General features: G+C 59.3%; 18 protein-coding genes. 9 read left to right on the top strand and 9 right to left on the bottom strand.

Annotated features, from left to right (window positions below):
• Positions 1 to 25 precede the first annotated feature (25 nt).
• Entirely contained in the window at positions 26 to 1,648 is a 1,623-nt protein-coding gene (locus QSJ36_RS01230) for a hypothetical protein (protein ID WP_285466245.1), read from the bottom strand.
• 124 nt (positions 1,649 to 1,772) lie between these two features.
• Here QSJ36_RS01230 and QSJ36_RS01235 point away from each other — a divergent pair, with 124 nt between their 5' ends.
• The 4 genes from QSJ36_RS01235 to QSJ36_RS01250 all read left to right on the top strand — a co-directional run bounded on the left by QSJ36_RS01235 (position 1,773) and on the right by QSJ36_RS01250 (position 5,320).
• On the top strand, positions 1,773 to 2,126 hold the full coding sequence (locus QSJ36_RS01235) for a hypothetical protein (RefSeq protein ID WP_102749234.1): 354 nt from the start codon (positions 1,773 to 1,775) through the stop codon (positions 2,124 to 2,126).
• Between the two features lie 127 nt (positions 2,127 to 2,253).
• Positions 2,254 to 4,146 (top strand): threonine--tRNA ligase, encoded by a 1,893-nt coding sequence (gene thrS / locus QSJ36_RS01240; protein ID WP_102721739.1) that lies wholly within the window; start codon positions 2,254 to 2,256, stop codon positions 4,144 to 4,146.
• A 105-nt stretch (positions 4,147 to 4,251) separates the two neighbouring features.
• Entirely contained in the window at positions 4,252 to 4,824 is a 573-nt protein-coding gene (gene infC, locus QSJ36_RS01245; RefSeq protein ID WP_240454308.1) for a translation initiation factor IF-3, read from the top strand.
• Between the two features lie 76 nt (positions 4,825 to 4,900).
• A complete protein-coding gene (locus QSJ36_RS01250) occupies positions 4,901 to 5,320 on the top strand; it encodes a GNAT family N-acetyltransferase (protein ID WP_251827947.1) in 420 nt (139 codons plus the stop codon).
• 31 nt (positions 5,321 to 5,351) lie between these two features.
• Here the strand turns inward: QSJ36_RS01250 and QSJ36_RS01255 are convergent, their stop codons facing one another.
• The 3 genes from QSJ36_RS01255 to QSJ36_RS01265 all read right to left on the bottom strand — a co-directional run bounded on the left by QSJ36_RS01255 (position 5,352) and on the right by QSJ36_RS01265 (position 9,448).
• Entirely contained in the window at positions 5,352 to 6,575 is a 1,224-nt protein-coding gene (locus QSJ36_RS01255) for a DUF418 domain-containing protein (RefSeq protein WP_285466260.1), read from the bottom strand.
• 4 nt (positions 6,576 to 6,579) lie between these two features.
• Complete coding sequence (locus QSJ36_RS01260) at positions 6,580 to 7,755, bottom strand: 1-deoxy-D-xylulose-5-phosphate reductoisomerase (protein ID WP_102727497.1); 1,176 nt, start codon at positions 7,753 to 7,755, stop codon at positions 6,580 to 6,582.
• A gap of 88 nt (positions 7,756 to 7,843) precedes the next feature.
• Positions 7,844 to 9,448: a DUF4153 domain-containing protein gene (locus QSJ36_RS01265; protein ID WP_022398088.1), complete on the bottom strand. Its 1,605-nt coding sequence runs from the start codon at positions 9,446 to 9,448 to the stop codon at positions 7,844 to 7,846.
• 193 nt (positions 9,449 to 9,641) lie between these two features.
• Between QSJ36_RS01265 and coaD the strand changes: the two genes are divergently transcribed.
• Entirely contained in the window at positions 9,642 to 10,151 is a 510-nt protein-coding gene (gene coaD, locus QSJ36_RS01270; RefSeq protein ID WP_102721836.1) for a pantetheine-phosphate adenylyltransferase, read from the top strand.
• A gap of 15 nt (positions 10,152 to 10,166) precedes the next feature.
• Here coaD and QSJ36_RS01275 read toward each other — a convergent pair whose 3' ends face one another.
• From QSJ36_RS01275 to QSJ36_RS01290, 4 genes are all read right to left on the bottom strand, one after another.
• Positions 10,167 to 10,529, bottom strand: a complete 363-nt coding sequence (locus tag QSJ36_RS01275; RefSeq protein ID WP_102721734.1) for a peptide chain release factor-like protein — start codon at positions 10,527 to 10,529, stop codon at positions 10,167 to 10,169.
• The gene (locus QSJ36_RS01280; RefSeq protein ID WP_102727498.1) at positions 10,516 to 11,070 is read right to left on the bottom strand and encodes a hypothetical protein; all 555 of its coding nucleotides are present in this window, start codon (positions 11,068 to 11,070) and stop codon (positions 10,516 to 10,518) included. The genes QSJ36_RS01275 and QSJ36_RS01280 overlap by 14 nt, the downstream gene beginning before the upstream one ends.
• Positions 11,057 to 12,442 carry a UTP--glucose-1-phosphate uridylyltransferase gene (locus QSJ36_RS01285; RefSeq protein WP_285466267.1) on the bottom strand — a complete coding sequence of 462 codons (1,386 nt, stop codon included), beginning with the start codon at positions 12,440 to 12,442 and terminating at the stop codon, positions 11,057 to 11,059. The genes QSJ36_RS01280 and QSJ36_RS01285 overlap by 14 nt, the downstream gene beginning before the upstream one ends.
• 94 nt (positions 12,443 to 12,536) lie before the next feature.
• On the bottom strand, positions 12,537 to 13,280 hold the full coding sequence (locus tag QSJ36_RS01290; RefSeq protein WP_285466659.1) for a methyltransferase domain-containing protein: 744 nt from the start codon (positions 13,278 to 13,280) through the stop codon (positions 12,537 to 12,539).
• Between the two features lie 156 nt (positions 13,281 to 13,436).
• On the opposite strand from QSJ36_RS01290, the gene QSJ36_RS01295 reads away from it, so the two are divergent.
• The 4 genes from QSJ36_RS01295 to QSJ36_RS01310 all read left to right on the top strand — a co-directional run bounded on the left by QSJ36_RS01295 (position 13,437) and on the right by QSJ36_RS01310 (position 17,679).
• Positions 13,437 to 14,285, top strand: coding sequence for a hypothetical protein (locus QSJ36_RS01295; RefSeq protein ID WP_285466269.1), 849 nt, complete (start codon positions 13,437 to 13,439; stop codon positions 14,283 to 14,285).
• A 102-nt stretch (positions 14,286 to 14,387) separates the two neighbouring features.
• Positions 14,388 to 14,978, top strand: a complete 591-nt coding sequence (locus QSJ36_RS01300; protein WP_102721729.1) for a tetratricopeptide repeat protein — start codon at positions 14,388 to 14,390, stop codon at positions 14,976 to 14,978.
• Positions 14,979 to 15,445: 467 nt separating this feature from the next.
• Positions 15,446 to 16,327 (top strand): LicD family protein, encoded by an 882-nt coding sequence (locus QSJ36_RS01305; RefSeq protein WP_180971802.1) that lies wholly within the window; start codon positions 15,446 to 15,448, stop codon positions 16,325 to 16,327.
• Positions 16,324 to 17,679 carry a Gfo/Idh/MocA family oxidoreductase gene (locus QSJ36_RS01310; protein WP_102721727.1) on the top strand — a complete coding sequence of 452 codons (1,356 nt, stop codon included), beginning with the start codon at positions 16,324 to 16,326 and terminating at the stop codon, positions 17,677 to 17,679. The genes QSJ36_RS01305 and QSJ36_RS01310 overlap by 4 nt, the downstream gene beginning before the upstream one ends.
• Here the strand turns inward: QSJ36_RS01310 and QSJ36_RS01315 are convergent, their stop codons facing one another.
• Positions 17,680 to 18,639 carry an ornithine cyclodeaminase gene (locus QSJ36_RS01315; protein WP_102727504.1) on the bottom strand — a complete coding sequence of 320 codons (960 nt, stop codon included), beginning with the start codon at positions 18,637 to 18,639 and terminating at the stop codon, positions 17,680 to 17,682.
• Positions 18,640 to 18,647: the final 8 nt, after the last annotated feature.

An 18,647-nucleotide genomic window follows, 5' to 3' on the forward strand; every position in this document is an offset into this window, starting at 1 on the left:
GGGGCGGGCGTTCCCCGGGCGGTTTTCAGGGTTTTTTTTGTTCGTCCAGCGCCAGCGGGTTCTCCACATCAGCTCCGGTGATCATCCAGCCGCTGTCTGTTTTGGTAAGGTACAGGTTGTTGACGGAGAATCCGTTTCTGGAAGCGGGCCGCACGCCGATGGTGGCCTTGATGCCGGGGGCGCCGTCCCTGGTGACGGGAACGTAGGCAGCCTTGACGACGGGAGCGCCTTTTTCCTTCACCTCGGTCCGGGGGGCGGGAATCCTGCCCATGACCGTTTTCAACTGGGAGAGCGCGTCTTCAAATTCCTTCACGGAGGCGAATTTGGCCGGAGCCAGCATGCGTATCATGGCCAGGCTGTCCCGGTTCGCCAGGGCGCGCCCGGCGGCGGTCACGGCCTCTTCCGGCGTGGGAAAGGCCAGGGGGGGGTAGGTCCGGTGGAAATCCGCCATGATGCGGGCGGTGGTGGATTCGTCCGCTTTCAGGTTCCATGAAGTGAAGGCGTCCGTCAGATACATTTTGAAAACGGGGAAGCCATCCGTGGGGTCCTTGATTTTCTCCAGCGCATAGCGGTAAATGAGAGCGGGCTTGTCCGTGTCCGGCATGCTCATGCGCGGGGGCAGGATGGTCATGGCCGCAATGCTGTGAATGTCCTTGCCGCTCTTCTTCGCATTGTTCTTATTGGCCTCCTCCTGCTGGTCCTCATCCCGTTTGTTCGGGTCTGTCTGGTCATCCGGATGGGGGCGCAGGGGAACCAGGATGGTGTTCGGAAAGGTCATGAAGCTGAGGTTGGTGGGCTGGATGTATCGGCTTTCCTCCCTCCTGTCCTGAAGGCGCATGGCCTTGACCACGGGGGTGAGCCGGGCGCTCTGGGTGATGGCGGATTCCATGTAGTACGGGGAAACGAGCAGGGCGGCAATGCGTGCCGGGTCATCCCCTTTCACGGTGCGGATGAGCAGGGTCTTGAGTTCGTCGTCCGATTTCCCCTTTACGGCTTCCACACGGAACCGCTTGATGTGCTCCAGGGCGGCTTTGACGGCGGCCACGGAGTACTGGTGGGCGAGGCCGAAGATTTTCTTCTTGGCTTCCGCTGATATTTTTTTCGCTTCCTCCCGGATTTGGTCGTCAAAGGGAAGGAACGTATTGTCAAAGCTCCCTGGGGTCAGGGAGGCCTTCCACTGGCCGCCCTTTTTCACCAGGGCCACCGCAGTGGCTGCATAGACGTACGGGTTTGTCTTGTCCGGCAGCAGGATGTAGGCCATCGCCAGGTCTCCCTGGGTAATGATGGAGGCTTCATCCACAAAAGGGGGGCGTTCCGGGGCCGCTCCGGTTACATACGCCTGGACCGCCTCCATGCGGGAAAGGATGCTTTTCAGCTTGAGCTGGCCTACAAAGGGGGAGGTGGCGGGCAGGGATTTGTACGGTTCGTTTTTCCAGTCAGTTTTTTCCTGAAGGGCGCGGAGCAGCAGCCTGGCCGCATTGAACGGCGTGCTCTGGTCCGGAACAGGGTCCGGTTCCGGAGCCTTGTGTTCCGCGGCCTGGTCCATGCTGATCTGGAAGCGGACGGGGGAGCCGTCCGGCGGCTGGTCGCCCCGGGAGAGGCCGCAGGGCAGGCAGAGGCAGAGAAGGGAGAGGGGGAGGATTTTCATAACCGCTGGCCGCCACTATGGCATAAACGGCCGCAGGTGTAAATCACTCGTTGAGGGAGGGATAGCGGATGGAAGGTAAATGGTTGCATTCTGTTTTTTCCAGTTCTCCCCGCGATGGTGCAAAATGAGAAAATGCTTATGGGGAACGACGAAAAAGAAACTTGAAGAATTGTTTAACCAGATGGACGCTGTACAGGATGACACCGGAATCCGGAAGGATGGGAAGCCATCGGATGCCCATTTCTCGGGTAGGAGGAAGAAGCCGGAGAGCGGCGCAACTGAGGATTCCTCCTGCGAATGGTGTGAAGGAAAAGCTGTTCCATCGTTCAGACTTGGTGAAATGAAGGGAGATGAAAACGTACCAGTCCAGCAGAATGATCCATATGCCAAGCAGAAGAAGAGCGGCTCCCAAGGTATGGCAGATGACATTCAGCATGAATTTCTTGTTATACCGGATTTTCCAGTGCGGCAACCGTAAAGAAGAAAAAGGGGAGAGTGTTCGTTCTCTTCCGGAAAGTCTCCGCGGCGTTCATGCCTTGAATTTTTGGAGAGGAGGGTTTTTTGCATTTGCCAACAGTGCCTAGGGGAGGTTAACTAATGCGCGTATGTCCGAACACAAGGAAAGAAAGACTCTTGAAGAACGCCATCAGATGTCTGATCTGGAACGGCTGCGCCACTCCTGCGCACACGTTCTGGCTACGGCCATTTGCCGCCTCTGGCCGGACGCCCAGCTGGCCGGCGGCCCCGCCGTGGATAACGGTTTTTATTACGACGTGGAGCTGGACCACCGCATCAGCACAGAGGATTTTGAGCGCATTGAGGAGGAGATGAAGAAGGTGGTGAAGGAAAACCAGCCTTTCCAGAAGGAAGTTATTTCCCGCGCGGAGGCCATGAAGATGGCGGAATCCGGGGAATTGGGCGCCCTGGGGCCCCGCAGCGAGCCTTCCCGCTTCAAGATCGACCTGCTGAACGACATTCCGGAAGACGAGGAGATTTCCCTGTTCCGCAACGGTGATTTTACGGACCTGTGCGCCGGCCCGCACGTGGGCCGCACGGGGAACTGCAAGGCGTTCAAGGTCATGAGCGTGGCGAGCGCCTTTTACAAGGGGGACAAGAACCGCCCCATGCTCCAGCGCATTTACGGCACCTGCTTCCCGAACCGCACCCAGCTTGACGAGCACCTGGAACGGCTGGAGGAAGCGCGCCGCCGCGACCACCGCAAGCTGGGCCGTGAACTGGGGCTCTTCTGCATTGACGAGGCCGTGGGCCAGGGCCTGATCCTCTGGAAGCCCAAAGGGGCTCTCATCCGCCGCTCCCTTCAGGATTTCATCACGCAGGAGCTGGACAAGCTGGGCTATTCCCAGGTGTACACCCCCAACATCGGCAAGCTGGACCTGTACCGCACGTCCGGCCACTTCCCGTATTACCAGGAAAGCCAGTACGCGCCCATCCCGGAACGGGACGCCATGGAAAAGCTGAGCCAGGAAGGAGCTTCCTGCGCGGAACTGTTCAACGGGCTGGCTGACGGCACCATTGAGGGCTACATGCTCAAGCCGATGAACTGCCCGCACCACATCAAGATTTACGCGAATGACGCCCATTCCTACCGGGACCTGCCCGTGAGGCTGGCGGAATTCGGAACCGTGTACCGCTGGGAACAGAGCGGTGAGCTGGGCGGCATGACCCGCGTGCGCGGCTTTACGCAGGACGACGCCCACATTTTCTGCACGCCTGACCAGCTTGCCGGGGAAATCCGCCAGTGCCTCGGCATCGTGAAGACCATCTTCGGCACGCTGGGCATGACGGACTACCGCGTGCGCCTTTCCATGCGCGACCCGGAAAGCGACAAGTACGTGGGCTCTCCGGAAAACTGGGACAAGGCGGAACAGGCCCTGCGGGAAGCCGCGGAATGGCTGGGTGCGGATTACAGCGAGGAAGCCGGGGAAGCCGCCTTTTACGGCCCCAAGATCGACTTCATCGTGCGCGACGCCATCGGGCGCGAATGGCAGCTGGGCACCGTGCAGGTGGACTACAACCTGCCGGAACGCTTTGACCTACATTACACCGGAGCGGACAACAAGCCGCACCGCCCCGTGATGGTGCACCGCGCGCCGTTCGGTTCCATGGAGCGTTTCACGGGCCTGCTGATTGAGCATTTTGAAGGGAAATTCCCCACCTGGCTTTCACCGGAACAGGTGCGCGTGCTCCCCATCTCCGACAAGGTGATGGACGTGGCCGCCGCGCACCGCGCCGCCCTGGCCGCCAGGGGAGTGCGCGTGACGGTGGATGAAACGCCGGACAAGATCGGCGCGAAGATCCGCAACGCCCGCCTGGACCGCGTTCCCTACATGCTGGTGCTCGGCCAGCGTGAGGCGGAGGAAGGCACCGTTTCCGTCCGCCACCGGGACAAGGGAGACCTGGGGGCGATGCCCTTTGAACAGTTTGCGGACGTTGTGGTCAGGGAAATTGCGGAGCGTCATATTTCCCCCATGATTTGAGTTGCCAAGTTATTTTATTTAGTTTAGTAGTATCCGGACGTGCCAATCAAGCCAACGAAGAATAATGATGGTAATCGCCGCCGTGAGCGCGGTGATCAAACCCGTGTGAATGAACGCATCCGCGCCCCCCGCGTGCGCGTGGTGACTGCCAACGGCGACCAGCTCGGCGTCATGAATACGCGCGACGCGCTGGAAAAGGCCAAGGCCCTGGGCCTGGACCTGGTGGAAGTGGCGGGCAATGCCGATCCGCCCGTGTGCCGCGTGGTGGACTATGGACGGTACAAGTACCAGCAGTCCAAGCTCCAGAAAAACAACAAGAGCCGCACGATCAAGCTTAAGGAAGTCAAGCTCCGCATCGGGACGGACACGAACGACTACAACGTGAAGCTGGCCCGTGCGGAAAGCTTCCTGGACCATGGCCACAAGGTCCGTTTCCAGCTCCGCTTCCGCGGCCGTGAGAACGCCCACCAGGAACTTGGCTATGACATGTTCAACAAGGTCATTGCGGACTTGAAGACCATGGCGCAGGTGGACCAGGCTCCCCGCCTGGCCGGCAACACCATGCACATGGTGCTCTCTCCGCTTCCCGTCCAGCAGCGCGTGAAGAAATTCACTGCCCACCTGGATGAGGACTTTGATTCGGAAGATTCCGCCTTTGACGCGGAAGACGACGAGTGAAGCGCTTTTCCCTCTTTTTTCAGGCTTTCCGCCCTGTAGGGCGGAAAGCCTTTTTTACGGACAAATGCCTTTTTCCATGGTTCTTTCCTACACTGACACCAAAGAATTTTCCCCGGCGGCGCTGGAGGAATTGTTCCTTTCCGTCCAATGGGAATCCGGGCGGCATCCGGAACGCCTGGCGAAAGCATTGCTCCATTACGGGGCCGTGTTTTCCGCCTGGGACGGCGGCAGGCTGGCGGGACTGATCGCCGCCATGGATGACGGAACCATGACGGCGTATGTCCATTACCTGCTGGTGCATCCGCTGTACCAGGGGTGCGGCGTCGGTTCCCGCCTGCTGGAGCTGTGCAAAAGGCGCTATGCCGGGTATTTGAACGTGGTGCTCACCTCCTACCGCGAAGGAGTGCCTTTTTACGAAAGGAACGGCTTTATCACGGACCGGACGCAGGAGGCCATGCGCTTCATTCCTCCTTCTTCCGGGGAAACCGGGCTTTAACAGACGCAGGGAGGAAGAAGGGCCGCCCTTCCTATGGCATGCGCTTGCGGAACGGCTGCATGCGGCACATGGTGGCGGTGCGCCACAGCCATTCCAGGGGGCCGTACAGGAAGAGGGCTAGCCAGAGGCGGCACGCCCAGGCTTGAAGCAGGAAGACGGCTACCGCCGCACAGAGGCACGCCCACGGCCCCATGCCTTGCGCCAGCCCCAGGCCCCACCCGAAGAACAGGAAGGTGAACACCAGCGTTTGGGAGACGTAGCACGTCAGCGTGCATTTTCCGGCGCTGCTGAGCAGCCTGGATGGCAGGGGAAGGCCGGGATGGGTGAACAGCAGGACGGCGGCGGAGACGAAGGCCGCGGTATAGGCGAGGTTTTCCCATTGGTGCAGAAGGTGTCCAGCGTCCGTTCCCAGCGCGGAGTCCAGCCGGGAGGTGAGGAGCAGGCGCGCTGCCAGCAGAGCCAGAAACAGGGTTCCGGAGATTCCAAGCATCCGCAGAAACAGGCGGCGCTTGTTCGGAGCGTCCACAAAGACCTGCCATCTCCCCGCCAGCATGCCCAGGATGAAGAGGCCCAGCGTCTGCCAGATGCGGCCGCTGAGCAGGAAGAACTGCCATTTGCCCGCCTGGCCCTGCGTCAGGTTCCACAGGGCCGCTTCCCCCCAGCTGCCGTGGGCGTACAGGAATTCACGCGAAGGGCCTGCCGCCGGGGAGGCCGGGTGGAACCAGCCGGAGGAATGCGGCCACAGGTCCGCCAGTCCGGCGCGGGACAGCGTGTCCATGAAGGCGACGGGCTGCATCAGGCACAGCAGGCAGAGGATGACAAGAAGAGGCGTGCCGCGTTTGTACAGGGCCACCAGGGCAAAGCCCAGCACGCCGAAGATGGTGAGGATGTCCCCGTCATAAAAAAGGGTGTGCGCCAGCCCAAGCAGGAACAGGAGCGCCAGCCGCCACATGAAGCGCTTCCGGAAGTCGACGCCTTTCTGTTCCTGCCTGTCCAGCTGGATGAAGAAGCTGAGGCCAAACAGGAAGGAGAAGAGAAGGAAGGATTTGCTGACGAAAAGGTGTTCGTAGGCCCAGTCCGCCGCGCTGTTGGCCGCGGCCTGCCATCCCTCCGCAGGGGGCATGGGGAGGTACAGGTTGAAGTGGTCGTGCGCGTGGACGATGACGATGCCCAGCAGGGCCAGCGCCCGGAGGATGTCCAGGATGGTGATGCGCGCCGCCCGGGGGGGCGCTCCGGCGGGAATCCGGGCGGTCATGGCGTCAGGAAGGGCGGGAAAGGGAAGGAATCAGTTCCGCCGCGCGCCGCCTGGCCCACTGGTCCGCTTCCAGGATGGGGGCCAGCTCTCCGCGGGGATCTGCCGGGGAATGGTCGTTCATGACGGCTTCCACCAGTCTCCAGATGCCGGGGAAGGTGAGTTTTCCCTGAATGAAGGCGTCCACCGCCACTTCATTGGCGGCGTTGTAGACGGCGGCCAGGGTGCTGCTGCTGGCGCCGGCCCTGCGCGCCAGGTCCAGGGCGGGGAAGGCGTCCGGACGGGGCGCCTCGAACACCAGCTGGCCTATCTCCGCAAAGTTGAGCTGCCTGAGGGAGTTGGGAACGCGGTCCGGCCACGTGACGGCGTACTGGATGGGGAAGCACATGTCCGAGCTGCTCATCTGGGCCAGCACCGTGCCGTCCCGGTATTCCACCATGGAATGCACGATGCTCTGCGGGTGAACGATGACGTCCACCTTTTCCATGGGAACATCAAACAGCCAGCGGGCCTCAATCATTTCCAGCCCCTTGTTGAACAGGGTGGCGGAGTCTATGGTGATTTTCCGGCCCATGCTCCAGGTGGGGTGCTTGAGGGCCTGTTCCAGCGTGACGTGCTCCAGGTCTTCCTTCTTCCAGGTGCGGAAGGGGCCGCCGGACGCCGTCAGAATCAGGCGGGAAACGGCATCCGGTCCGCCGTGGCTGCCGTTCAGGCACTGGAAGATGGCGTTATGTTCGCTGTCCACCGGAAGCACCTGCACACCTGCTTGGCGCGCCTTTTCCATGACAATCTGGCCGGCCATGACCAGAATTTCCTTGCTGGCGATGGCGAGGTCCTTGCCTGCTTCAATGGCGGCCAGTGCGGGCTTGAGGCCGGCAGTCCCCACGATGGAGATCAGCACCATGTCCGCCTCCGGAAGCCGCGCCAGGCGGCACAGGCCTTCCTCGCCCGTTTCCACCTGGGCGCCGGGAAGGGCGCGCGCCAGCTTGTCCGCCCCGGACGGGTCAAAAATGCATACGTTGCGGACGTTGAATTCGCTCGCCTGGCGGGCCAGCGCCTCCACGCTGGTTCCGGCGGCCAGCCCCACGATTTCCATTCTGTCCGGAATGTCCCGGGCGACTTTCAGGGCGCTGGTTCCGATGGAACCGGTGGAACCCAGGATGACGACGCGTCGTTTCTGCATAACGGAGAAGCATGATGCAAAAAATACGGCTCCTTGACAAGCCGGGGGGATGAAAATCTTCCCCGCGCCGCAGGAACCGGCCCCTCCGTCAGTTAGGCCTCATTCCAGTGGGCCGGGAGGAAGGACGCCACGCATCCGTGCCGTAGGTGGCTTGTGCCGTGGGTTCGGGAAGCTGCCGGAACTGCATCCTCTGCCGGTCCCGTCTCCATTTCCGCAGGTTGCGGGAACGCCAGTTCCAAATGCGGCTTTCGGCATGGAGAGCTTCCCGGGTCATGGCGTAAACGTTGGCTCCGGCTTCCGTATCCCCTCCCAGCCGGCGGTAGACGGCCATGGCGAAGGGGATGTTGTCCCGGAGTTCAAAGCGCGGCAGGTCTCCATCGCTGAAATACCAGTCCGACTGTCTGTCCATCGTCATCAGGTTCAGGTCGCCGCTCAGTTGGGACGGACTGCGGAGCCCGGTCAGGGCCAGGAAAACAAGGGCTATGGCGCCGCAGAGTTTTCCATAACGCAGCCAGTTTCCATGGCCGGCCATGTAGCGGAAGAGAAGGTACAGGAAGCAGGCTCCCATCAGCAAATAGATGCCGGCCGTGACGCGGTTGGGAGAGAAGCCGAAATCTTTTATCTGGAAATACAGCCTCATGCCCACACTGGCGGCGAGCAGTCCCGTCTGCGCCGCCAGGATGAAGCCCAGGACGATTCCCGTTTTTGACGCCCGCACGGAGCCTTCCGGACGGAACAGGACCAGCAGCACCAGGGCGGAAAGAAAGGCCGCCAGCATGATGGAGTCCGCCCCGTCGTGCAGATAGGCGGTCTGGGAGATGCCGTCAGGAACGCTTCCCCGCCATAAAAACGCCACGTCCGTGCCGTTGTTGACCAGAAAAGCCAGGTTGATGAACAGCAGGGAAACGGCGGGGAGGTGCGGGAGCCAGGGGCTGCCCGGACGCACGGGGTGTTGTTCCGGGAAGGAAGAGCGGGAGCGCGGCATGGCTGCAATGCCGAATGCCAGGGCTCCCAGGCACCACAGGAGGATGTCCGCTACCGTTCCCATATCCGGAACCAGCCAGGAGCAATAGCTCCAGAACCATTTGTTCATGGCTGTTCTGACGGCGGCGACCACAGGGTTCCCGTCCGCAAAGATGGACAGGAAGACCAGGAACAGAATGACTCCGATGGCGACGCTGCCTGCAAGCGGAATTTTCCCCAGGACGTTTGCGGCCGCCTCTTTTGCCTGGGTCACCCGGAAAAATTTATAGCCCCACCAGGTGACGTACCGTTTGGCAGGGTCAAAGCTGTTGCCCTCTTTCCGCGGCAGGAACGTTATCACCACGGGAAGCCCCAGGCCGATGAGCAGATTGAACTGGGTAAAGGAAGTCAGGTTGGCGCCTGCCGCAGCAGCGTTCAGCACGGCCATGAAAACGAGGAACACCTGCTCCTTCCGGCTGAGGTCCGTTCTCAGTGCCAGAAAGGCCGCCGTGTACAGCAGAAGGCCCAGCGCAGTACCGATGCCCAGGCCCTCCAATGTACCGAACATGAAATCCGCGGCAAAGCCGCTGGCAATCAGGACAAGCAGCGGGATGTGCCCATGCCTCCACCAGGAAGGGGAAAGCAGGGACTGCGGATCTCTGCGGACGGAGGTGGGGCAGGAAGGCGGAAGGGATGGACGCTCCGGAAAGGAAGAGGAAGGTTCTGTCATGGGAGAAAGGTCGGATAGTTGCGGAACAGCCGCCCGCACGCGGGAAGTGAGGCGCTGTCCGTTAATGTTTAGCCGTTATTGCAGGAGTGTCAAGCAGGGATGTCCGGAAAAGAGCGGGCCTGAACGGAGAGGGCGGGTCCGCCGCATGGAAAAGGATTGTATTTTCCGCAGGAGGGGGTATAGCATGGCACGAATGAAGCGCATCGCCGTGTATGCCGGTAGTTTTGACCCTCTGACCAATGGTCACTTATGGATGATCAAGCAGGGGGCGAGGATGTTTGATGAGCTGATTGTGGCCATAGGCGACAATCCGGACAAGCACTACACGTTTTCCCATGAGGAACGCATGACCATGCTGCGGGTGGCGCTTTCCGACATGCCGGACGTGCGCATTGCCGAGTTCCACAACCGCTTTCTGGTGGATTTTGCCAACGAACACGGGGCCACGTTCATGCTGCGCGGCATCCGTTCCACGCAGGATTATGAATATGAACGCGTGATGCGCCATATTAATGCGGACATGGCTCCCAAGGTCTGCACGGTGTTCCTGATGCCTCCGCGGGATACGGCGGAACTGTCCTCCAGCATGATCAAGGGGCTGATTGGCCCGGAAGGCTGGGAAAGCCAGGTGAGCCGCTATGTCCCCCACAATGTATTCGCCATGCTGAAGGAGAAGTACCGGGAGGTTTTCCCGCGTTCCTAGCGGCTTTTGGAGCCGTTATTCGTTGTCCGGAGAGGGAGCCGGAGGACTGGAACGCCTGCGTCTTCTACGGTCCCTCTGCCGGCGCATGCGCTGGATGACGCGGGCTCTCGCGGCGCATCGGCCCGTTTGCATTTGTTCCACCGCGTCGCACAGTTCCCTGCGCGCCAGAAAGCGGTTGAGCTCGCGGGACCTGTCCACGTGGCATTTGACGGCGATTCCCGTGGGGATGTGCTTGAGATAAACGCAGTTGTTGGTTTTATTCACCTTCTGGCCGCCGCGCCCGCTTCCGCGGACAAAGCTTTCCTCCAGATCCTGTTCACGGATGCCCAGGGCTTCCATCCGCTCCTGGAGAGCGGCCAGTTTTTCAGGCCTTACCATAACCGGAGCATTGCAGGGTGTTGACGCGCTGCCGGACCGCATGGACCAGCATTTCCCGGCTGGCGGCTGTCATGGAGCGCAGGCTGACCGCGACGGTTGAGCCGTCCGTCAGGCGGAGGTTCAGGCGTCCGCCTTTCCGGTCCGCAGAACGTATCTGCTGCCAGAAGCACCATTGCATGGCGCGGCGCGCCCGCAGGAAGGGCAGGATTTCCACGCCTACCGGGGTGACGATGACGGCCGCGTGCTTCAGGCAGCGGCTCCCCGCAATCAGGCAGAGGACGGAGGGAACAAGCGCCGCAGCCTGCATGGCCCACAGGGGGGCGGGCAGGTACGGGGTGATCGTATCGTAACCCGTGAGCTGGAGGAAGGCGGCGATGGCGATCAGCAGGAATCCCGCTGCCAGCAGGACGGAGCCCGCGCGGTTGCGGGTGAAGCGCAGCTCCCTTTCCCGGGCGGGAATGTGCCGGATGTCCTCCACGCCCAGCCCGGCTTTGACCGGGCGGGGGGCGGAGGCGGAAGAATGGAGTTCAGGCTCCGGCATAAACGCCCGGGAGGATTTCCTTCGTTTCTTCGGAATCGTTTTCCATCAGCAGCGTGCCCTGGAGAACGGCTCCGTCCTGGAAGTGGAAGCGGCCGCGCAGGGTCAGCTTGTCCAGCCCGATCAGGGAAGGCAGGCCCAGGCTGTCCAGGGAGTCCACCAGCTTGTACAGCTTGGAGTCCAGGTCCACAACGGGAGTTTTTCCTTCCCGTTCCGGAGCCAGGGCCACCTTGCCGTCTTCATCCACGGCGATGGCGTCCGAACGCAGCAGGAGCAGGTCGGACGTGGTCTTGACGGGGAAGAACCGGGAACGCGGAACGTTGACGGCCCTTGCGCCGGGAAAGCACTCGATGCCCGCGCCCATGGCCGTTTCCAGCTGGTACACCGGGGCGGATTCCGGGTCGCGGGGGTTGAGCGTCTTGCTGTTCCGGATCATGGGCAGAGGGAGCACGCCGCCGTTGGCGTCCAGGATTTCCTTGAGGGCGTCCAGGCGTATCCAGAGCGTGTTGGTATTGAAATAGCGGTGCTTGGAGATGTCCTGGAATTCGGGAATGTCCGCATCCGGGCACTGGGCAACTTCCCGCAGGATCAAGTGGCCGTCCGCCTTCCTGACGGCCAGGTGGCCGCCTTTCTTGTCCGCCTCCGTGCGGCGGGTGACTTCCATGACGAAGGGGGCGCCGCTCTCCGCAAACCAGCGCAGGAAGTTCATGTCAAGCTGTGCGCCCAGATTGTCGGAGTTGGAGACGAAGGCGTATTTGACGCCGTCCGCCAGCAGGCGGTCCAGCCAGCCGGAACCCAGCAGGGCCGGGTACAGGTCACCGTGGCCGGGCGGGCACCATTCCAGTTCCGGCTGTTCCGGGCAACTGGCCGGGGCGAGCCCGTCCGCCAGGATTTTGGGAACGCGGTTCTGCATCAGCTCCACCTGGGCGGGGTCCGCAAAGCCGTCAGACGCGTATTTTTCCAGGTAGGCCAGCGTATCCGCGCTGGTGGAGAAGGAGTTCATCAGCAGAAGGCGCACGGGCGTGCCGGAGATGGAGCGCAGGTGCTTCACCTGCCGGACGATCAAGTCCAGGAACGTGTCTTCACCCTTTACCTTCAGCAGGCTTTTCGCCTTCTGGAGGCCCATGCTCGTGCCGAGGCCGCCGTTGAGCTTGATGCACACGCACTGGGAGATCAGGTCCTTGTCCGCCGCGGGGGTGGAGGCCGTGATGTCCTGCCAGTCCACCACCTGGTCGGCGGGCTGGATGTCCGTTTCCGGAATCATGCCGGAGTGGTTGGAGACGAGAGCTTCGTAACAGCGGGAGAAAGCTTTGACGGCTGCGGCCGGAACGCCGGCGGACTCCATCTTTTCTTCAAAAGGAGTGAACATACTCATTGGCGGCTTTTGTACAAAATGCCCGTTGGAGGCTCAAGCATTATCAGCGTATCCGGCACGCCCGCGCGCCTTTTCCCCTGTGGGGGCCTTCGGCTTATTTGGAAGCGATCACCCGGATGCGCCGGTAGTCCGCCACCCATTGGGTGCCGTCCCACAGCTCGTCCCGCAGGGCCTTTTCCATTTCCTCGAAAATCCGGACGCGCCGTTTTTCGTGGAGGCACTTCAGGTCCGCCCAGAAGAACTGGCGCGCCCAGTTGCGCAAGCCGTCCGGCCCGTCTTTCAGCGGCGTGGGGCGGTCAAAGTCCATCACCACTTCCGGGCGCAGTCCCGACTGTTCCAGCATGCTGCGGTATTCTTCCACGGTGGGGAAGTAAAAACGTGTCTTGTACGGGAGGTTCATCCGCTCCAGGCTGGGCCGGAAGGCCTCCCTGATGCGGAGGATGTTGCGGTGGGCCCCAAATTCGCAGATCAGTTTTCCCTGCGGTTTCAAGGCGCGGGAGACGGCTTTCAAAAGAGCCCCGTGGTCCGGTATCCAATGGAAGGCGGCATTGGAAAAAATGACGTCAAACCAGTTGTTCCAGGGCATGAGGCAGGCGTCCAGCACGCGGAAGTCCATGCCGGGATAAAGCTGCCGTGCCTTTCCAATCATTTCCGGGGAGGCGTCCAGCCCGACGACGGAGGTCGATTTTTCCAGCAGGGCGTGCGTCAGCGTGCCGGTTCCGCAGCCCAGGTCCAGAATGGCCTGGCCGGGGTTTTCCGGCACGTGGGAGAGCAGGTCCCTGCCATATTCCGCGACAAAATCATGCTTGTTTTCATACAAATCAGCGTTCCAGTCCATCACTGCCCCATCATAGGAGGAAAGGGATTCTTTACAAGAAAGACCCTGTCTTTTTTCAAGGGATTTTCCCGCTGTTGCCGCCAAGGTCCGTTTCTCCGGGCCGTTCCGGGATTCTGCTTGCGTTGGCGGGGTTGAAATGATTAAGATAAGCTTACTATGAAAGCAACAGCCCTGTTCATGGCGGCCTCAGCCCTGGCCGCGGTTTCCGCCGGCGCCTATGACGGATACGGTTATGACCCCCGTCCCGCAAGTTCCTACAATGATACGATCAGCGGCGCGGCCCACATCGGTTATGATTCCCGGTATGCCTACAAGGACGTGGTGGCATCCTCCCTGCTGAACCGCAGCGGCGTGTTCAACATCGGCGGTGAGCTGAATCTTAACCTGGCCCGGGACTGGAAGCAGGAAATCGGCGCGGAATACATGGCCTTCTGCGACGGCCTGCTGAGCGACAAGGATGCCTTTGACGCCAACTGGAAGGCCGTCAAGGAGCTGTTCCCCAACCTGTCTTTCCGGGGGGGGTACGAATTCAATTACGGCGGCCTGCCGGGCTATTTGAGCAAGTACATGGGAAAGGCCCCCCATTCCGTGGCCCAGTCCGTGACGGCAGGCCTGGCGTATGACGATCCGGGCCACGGCTATTTTGGCTCCCTGGACGTGCAGTACGGCTTTTACGGCATGATTGGCTGGCGCATCGACCTGAACGCGGGCAAGCGCTGGAGCGGCCTGATTCATGAGAAGGTGGACCTGGAATTGAGCGCCGGAACCGGCTATTCTTCCAGCTACTGGGGCTCCGGCGTGGCCGGATTTGACCAGGTGAACATCAAGCTGGCGGCTCCCGTGCGCGTAACGGGCGTGGATGCCAGCCGCGGGTTCCGCGTCATTCCCTTCATCCAGCTGGACTGGGCCGGAAACACCCGTTCCGAAATCCGCCGCTACACCGGCATGAGCACGATTGAGGACTTCCGCATCCGCGTGGGCGTGGAAGCCGTTTACCGCTTTTAAACGGAAGCCTCCGCGGCCCTTTCCTCCGGGCGGGGCCGCGGAGGCGTTCCTTTTTTTCCGGAGCCGCCCGGACTGCCTCTAACTCCCTTGAACAATCCCGTCATGTTGAAAATGATTCTGCTGCTGGCCCGGCGCACGTTTATACGGCTGCTGCTGGTGCTGCTTCCCCTGGGCCTCTTTGCGTTCCTGGCGCAGGCTATTCCCCTTTCCCCGCTGCAATCCCTGGTCGTCCTGATTCCGGTGATTGCCTTTGAAGTGTGGCTCGTGGTCAAGTACCTGCTGCCCGTGATGGGCGATCTGGTGACCAAGACGCTGTATTCCTCCAACATCACCACGGATGAGGAAGTGCTGGTGGACGCCGCCCGGCGCATGCTGAATTCCGGGGATCCGCAGGGAGCCCTGGAACTGCTGGAACGCTACCGGAAGGAAAATTCGGGGCTGGTGCGTTCCTGGCTCATGGAATCCAGCCTGCTGAACGATATGCGCCGGTATGCGGATTCCGTTGAAGTCCTTCAGGAAGGCCTGGAATCCAGAAGATGGCGCAAGGAGGACCGGGCCCTGTTCCTGTACAAGATAGGAGTGATTTACGATTCCCAGCTCAACAATCCGGACAAGGCCCGGAAATACTGGGAGGAAGCCGCGGACAGGTATCCCAACACGGCTTACGGCCGTTCCGCCCTGGACAAGCTGTAAATAACCCCGTACTGAAGTAGCGGCATTTGCTATGGAAAGTTTGCCTGGTTAGGGCTGTGTAGCTGACCGGCAGCGCATGGTTTTTCCCGGCTGGCGGAGTGTCTTTGTTCATGCGGCCTGTTATTTTTCACGGAGCGGTTGCTCCAGTATTTTTTAATGCGTTCCAGAAAAAGGAAAAAAGAATTTCAGGAAAGCTTCCCTCTTTTTTTCTTTTCAGGTAAAAGTTGTATTTTCAAGCTTCTAGCCAGAGTGAAAGAAGCTTTTTATTGATGAAAATCAATATAATAAACGTTGCATAGCTGAAAGGTTGCATTATACTGATTCCTCTTCAATGATTAAAGGCCGTTCGATTTCGGCAGATGGTTTGAATTTTTTAAAACTGATTGAATATGATGGAATTAAACCATATAAAATATATGGTTCTCTGTAAGCTCCCTTATTATGGGCGGAAAATCATCAATCGGTTTATGAATGGTTTCAGGAGAAGAAGAAACGAATCTTTGGCGTCAAAGCTGGAAGATATCCGCAATCTTCTCATTTACAACCATCCCGTTTCCCAGGTTCCTCCGGCTACGGGCAAACTGAGGCTGCTTCAGGAAGGCAATACCGTTTTGCTGGCTCTTTTTGCGCGGAAGTGCCGGGAAAACGGCCTCCGGTACTGGCTGGATTACGGAACGTTGCTGGGCGCGGTGCGGCACAGGGGCTTTATTCCGTGGGACGATGATCTGGACGCAAGCATGATGAGGCCGGAGTACGACCGCCTTCTGGAACTGCTGCCCTCCCTCTTTCCGCGGGAGGAAGGTTTTACCTGGAAAAGGCATGCCTTCCTGCAAATAGGGTATGAGGGCACTCCTCTCAACATTGACGTATACCCTTATCATTTTTATTCGGAAAGCCTCGTGTCCCCGGAACAGCACGGCAGCCTGGACAGGCGGCTTACTGCGTTTAAAAAAGACGTGGTTCTGGTGGATGGCCGGATGAACATGACCGATGACCAGATCCAGCAGAAAATCCGCCGGGAGATTCTGGAAGGCAAGGACCCGGCGGCGGAGGAGGACACCCCCGGAATTTTCCTTTCCCCGGCCATCACATTTACGAAAAACACTCATCTGCCCTATGAGACGTTCTTTCCCCTGGGATCCATGGAGTTTGAGGGGATGAAATTCTCCGTGCCCAACCATGCGCGCCAGTACCTGCAATTTTTTTATGGCGATTACCTGTCCTATCCAGACCGCATCCAGTTCAAGCACCCTTCCGTAAAGCACATGATGGAACATGTCCCCTTTGAGACGGCGGTGAACCGTTTCATTGACGTCTACGGAAAGCAGATTGACATGTCCCAGTCATGAAAACGGTTATCACCTACGGCACTTTCGACCTGCTTCATACGGGGCACGTCAATCTTCTGAAAAGAGCCCGGGCGCTGGGGGACCGCCTCATCGTCGGCGTGACCACAGACAGCTACGACCAGAGCCGGGGCAAGCTGAATGTGCTGGAAAGCCTGGAGGAACGCGTGGAAAATGTCCGGAAAACCGGATTGGCGGACCTTATTATCACGGAGGAGCTGGAAGGGCAGAAGCTGCACGACATCCAGAAGTATGGGGCGGATATTTTCGTGATCGGTTCCGACTGGACGGGCAAGTTCGATTATCTGCGCGAACATTGCGAGGTGGTTTACCTGGAGCGCACGAAGGGCGTTTCTTCAACCGACCTCCGTTCCGCCCGGAATTTCATTGTCCACATGGGAATTGCCGGCCACGGGCGCATAGCGGGCCGTTTTCTCCAGGAGTCCAAGTACGTCAGCGGCATTGAAATAACGGCCGTTTACGGACGCGACGAGGAGAAGGTGCGCCGGTTTGCGGAATCGTATGAACTGCTGGAATATTACACGGAGTATGAACGGTTCCTGGACAAGGTCCATGCCGTTTACGTGGCCGTTCCGCATCATCTGCATTATGAACTGGTCAAAAGAGCCCTCCTGAAAGGAAAGCATGTGCTGTGCGAAAAGCCGCTTGCCCTTTCCCGGGAAGAGGTGGAAGAGCTGTTCCTGCTGGCCGCGGAGAGGGGATGCGTTTTACTGGAAGCGCTGAAAACGGCCTTTTTCCCGGCTTTCCAGCAGTTGATAGGCGTGGCGGAAAGCGGAGTTATCGGTTCCATCAAGGCGGTGGACGCCGCGTTCACCAAATTGATTGAGGATGATTCAAGCAGGGAGTTCGATCCCATGCAGGCCGGGGGGGCGTGGACGGAGCTGGGGGCTTATCCCGTTTTCGTCATCGGAAAGCTGCTGGGGACGGAAAGCCGCCGCATCCGCTTCACGACTTGCAGGAAGCCGGAAACGGGCGTGGACCTTTTTACGCGGGCGGATTTCCTTTATCCCAATGCGGCAGCCTCCGCCACGGTCGCCATCGGAGCCAAGCGGGAGGGGGACCTGTGCGTCACGGGAACGCGCGGCTATATTTACGTGCCCTCCCCGTGGTGGAAGACGGAGATGTTTGAGGTGCGTTTTGAAGACCCCCGGCAGAACAGGAAATATTTTATCAGGTTTGAGGGCGACGGCCTTCGCTATGAGCTGGCCGCGTTTTTGCGCCTGATTCACGGCTGTCTTCATGACAACCGTCTTTTGACCCGTGGGGATTCCATCTTCATGGCTGACGTTACCTCCCGCTTCAGGCGAGGGGAATATGTTGATGAAATCAGCTGATCAGGGCAGGCATGCCGTTTGCCGGAAGTGAAAGGAGGGGGATTTTTCCTTCTGCTCCTCAATATTGATCAGGCGGTCATAAATGTGCTTGGCGAAGACGATATCGTGGAGTCCCAGCCCGATATTATAGCTGAGGATGCGTTCTTCCGGGGAAGTTCTTCCCGCTGCTTTTCCGGCCAGCACCGGAGCTATTTCCCCAAATTGACGAAAGCACTCAAAGTGCCGGAAATTCTTAACATGGTCACGATCATCGGCAAATACCTTGTCGAAAAACAAATCACAATTCTGGAACCCCTTTGTATGTACGGGGATAACAGTAATGCCTGGTTTGAAACAGCTATTTTCGGCAAGGAGGCCCTCCGCATTAGTAATGCAGGAAATAACGGCGTCTGTTCCATCAATGAGACTATTGATGTTTTCCACTTCTTCAAAACGGACGTTGCTATGGCATTGGAATTCTTCAATGAATTGGGAAACATGCGTTTTGTAGGAAAGAAGACGCACCGTAAAGTTTTTCTCAGGATATAATGCCAGAATACATGCCATGGTGGCGCGGGCCGTATTTCCCAACCCCATCAGGGAAATTGTCTGGAAATCCTGTCTGGCGAATGTTTGAAGGGCGAGGGCGGCCACTGCTCCGGTACGGGCGTTCGTGACCCAAAAGGCGTCCATAAGAGCCAGAAGCTCTCCGGTATGATAATCATAAAGGAGTATTTCCCCATTAATGGTTTTGGTACGTTCCGGATAACGTGTTACAATTTTTACCCCCATGGCGTTCAGGCCGGGGACGATGCAGGGCATCGTATTCATGAATTTTCCTTCTTCAAAGGCGATGCTTATTTTATGGGGAAGGAAGACAGATTCTTCATCCTTGATACGGAAGGACTCTTTTACCCATTGGAGTGCCTGCCGAGGAGAAATATTGAGGGAGGAAATAATTTCGTGAGGAATTGTCAGCATAGTAGGAG

Source organism: Akkermansia sp. NBRC 115031 (assembly GCF_030268505.1).
Classification (GTDB): domain Bacteria; phylum Verrucomicrobiota; class Verrucomicrobiia; order Verrucomicrobiales; family Akkermansiaceae; genus Akkermansia; species Akkermansia massiliensis.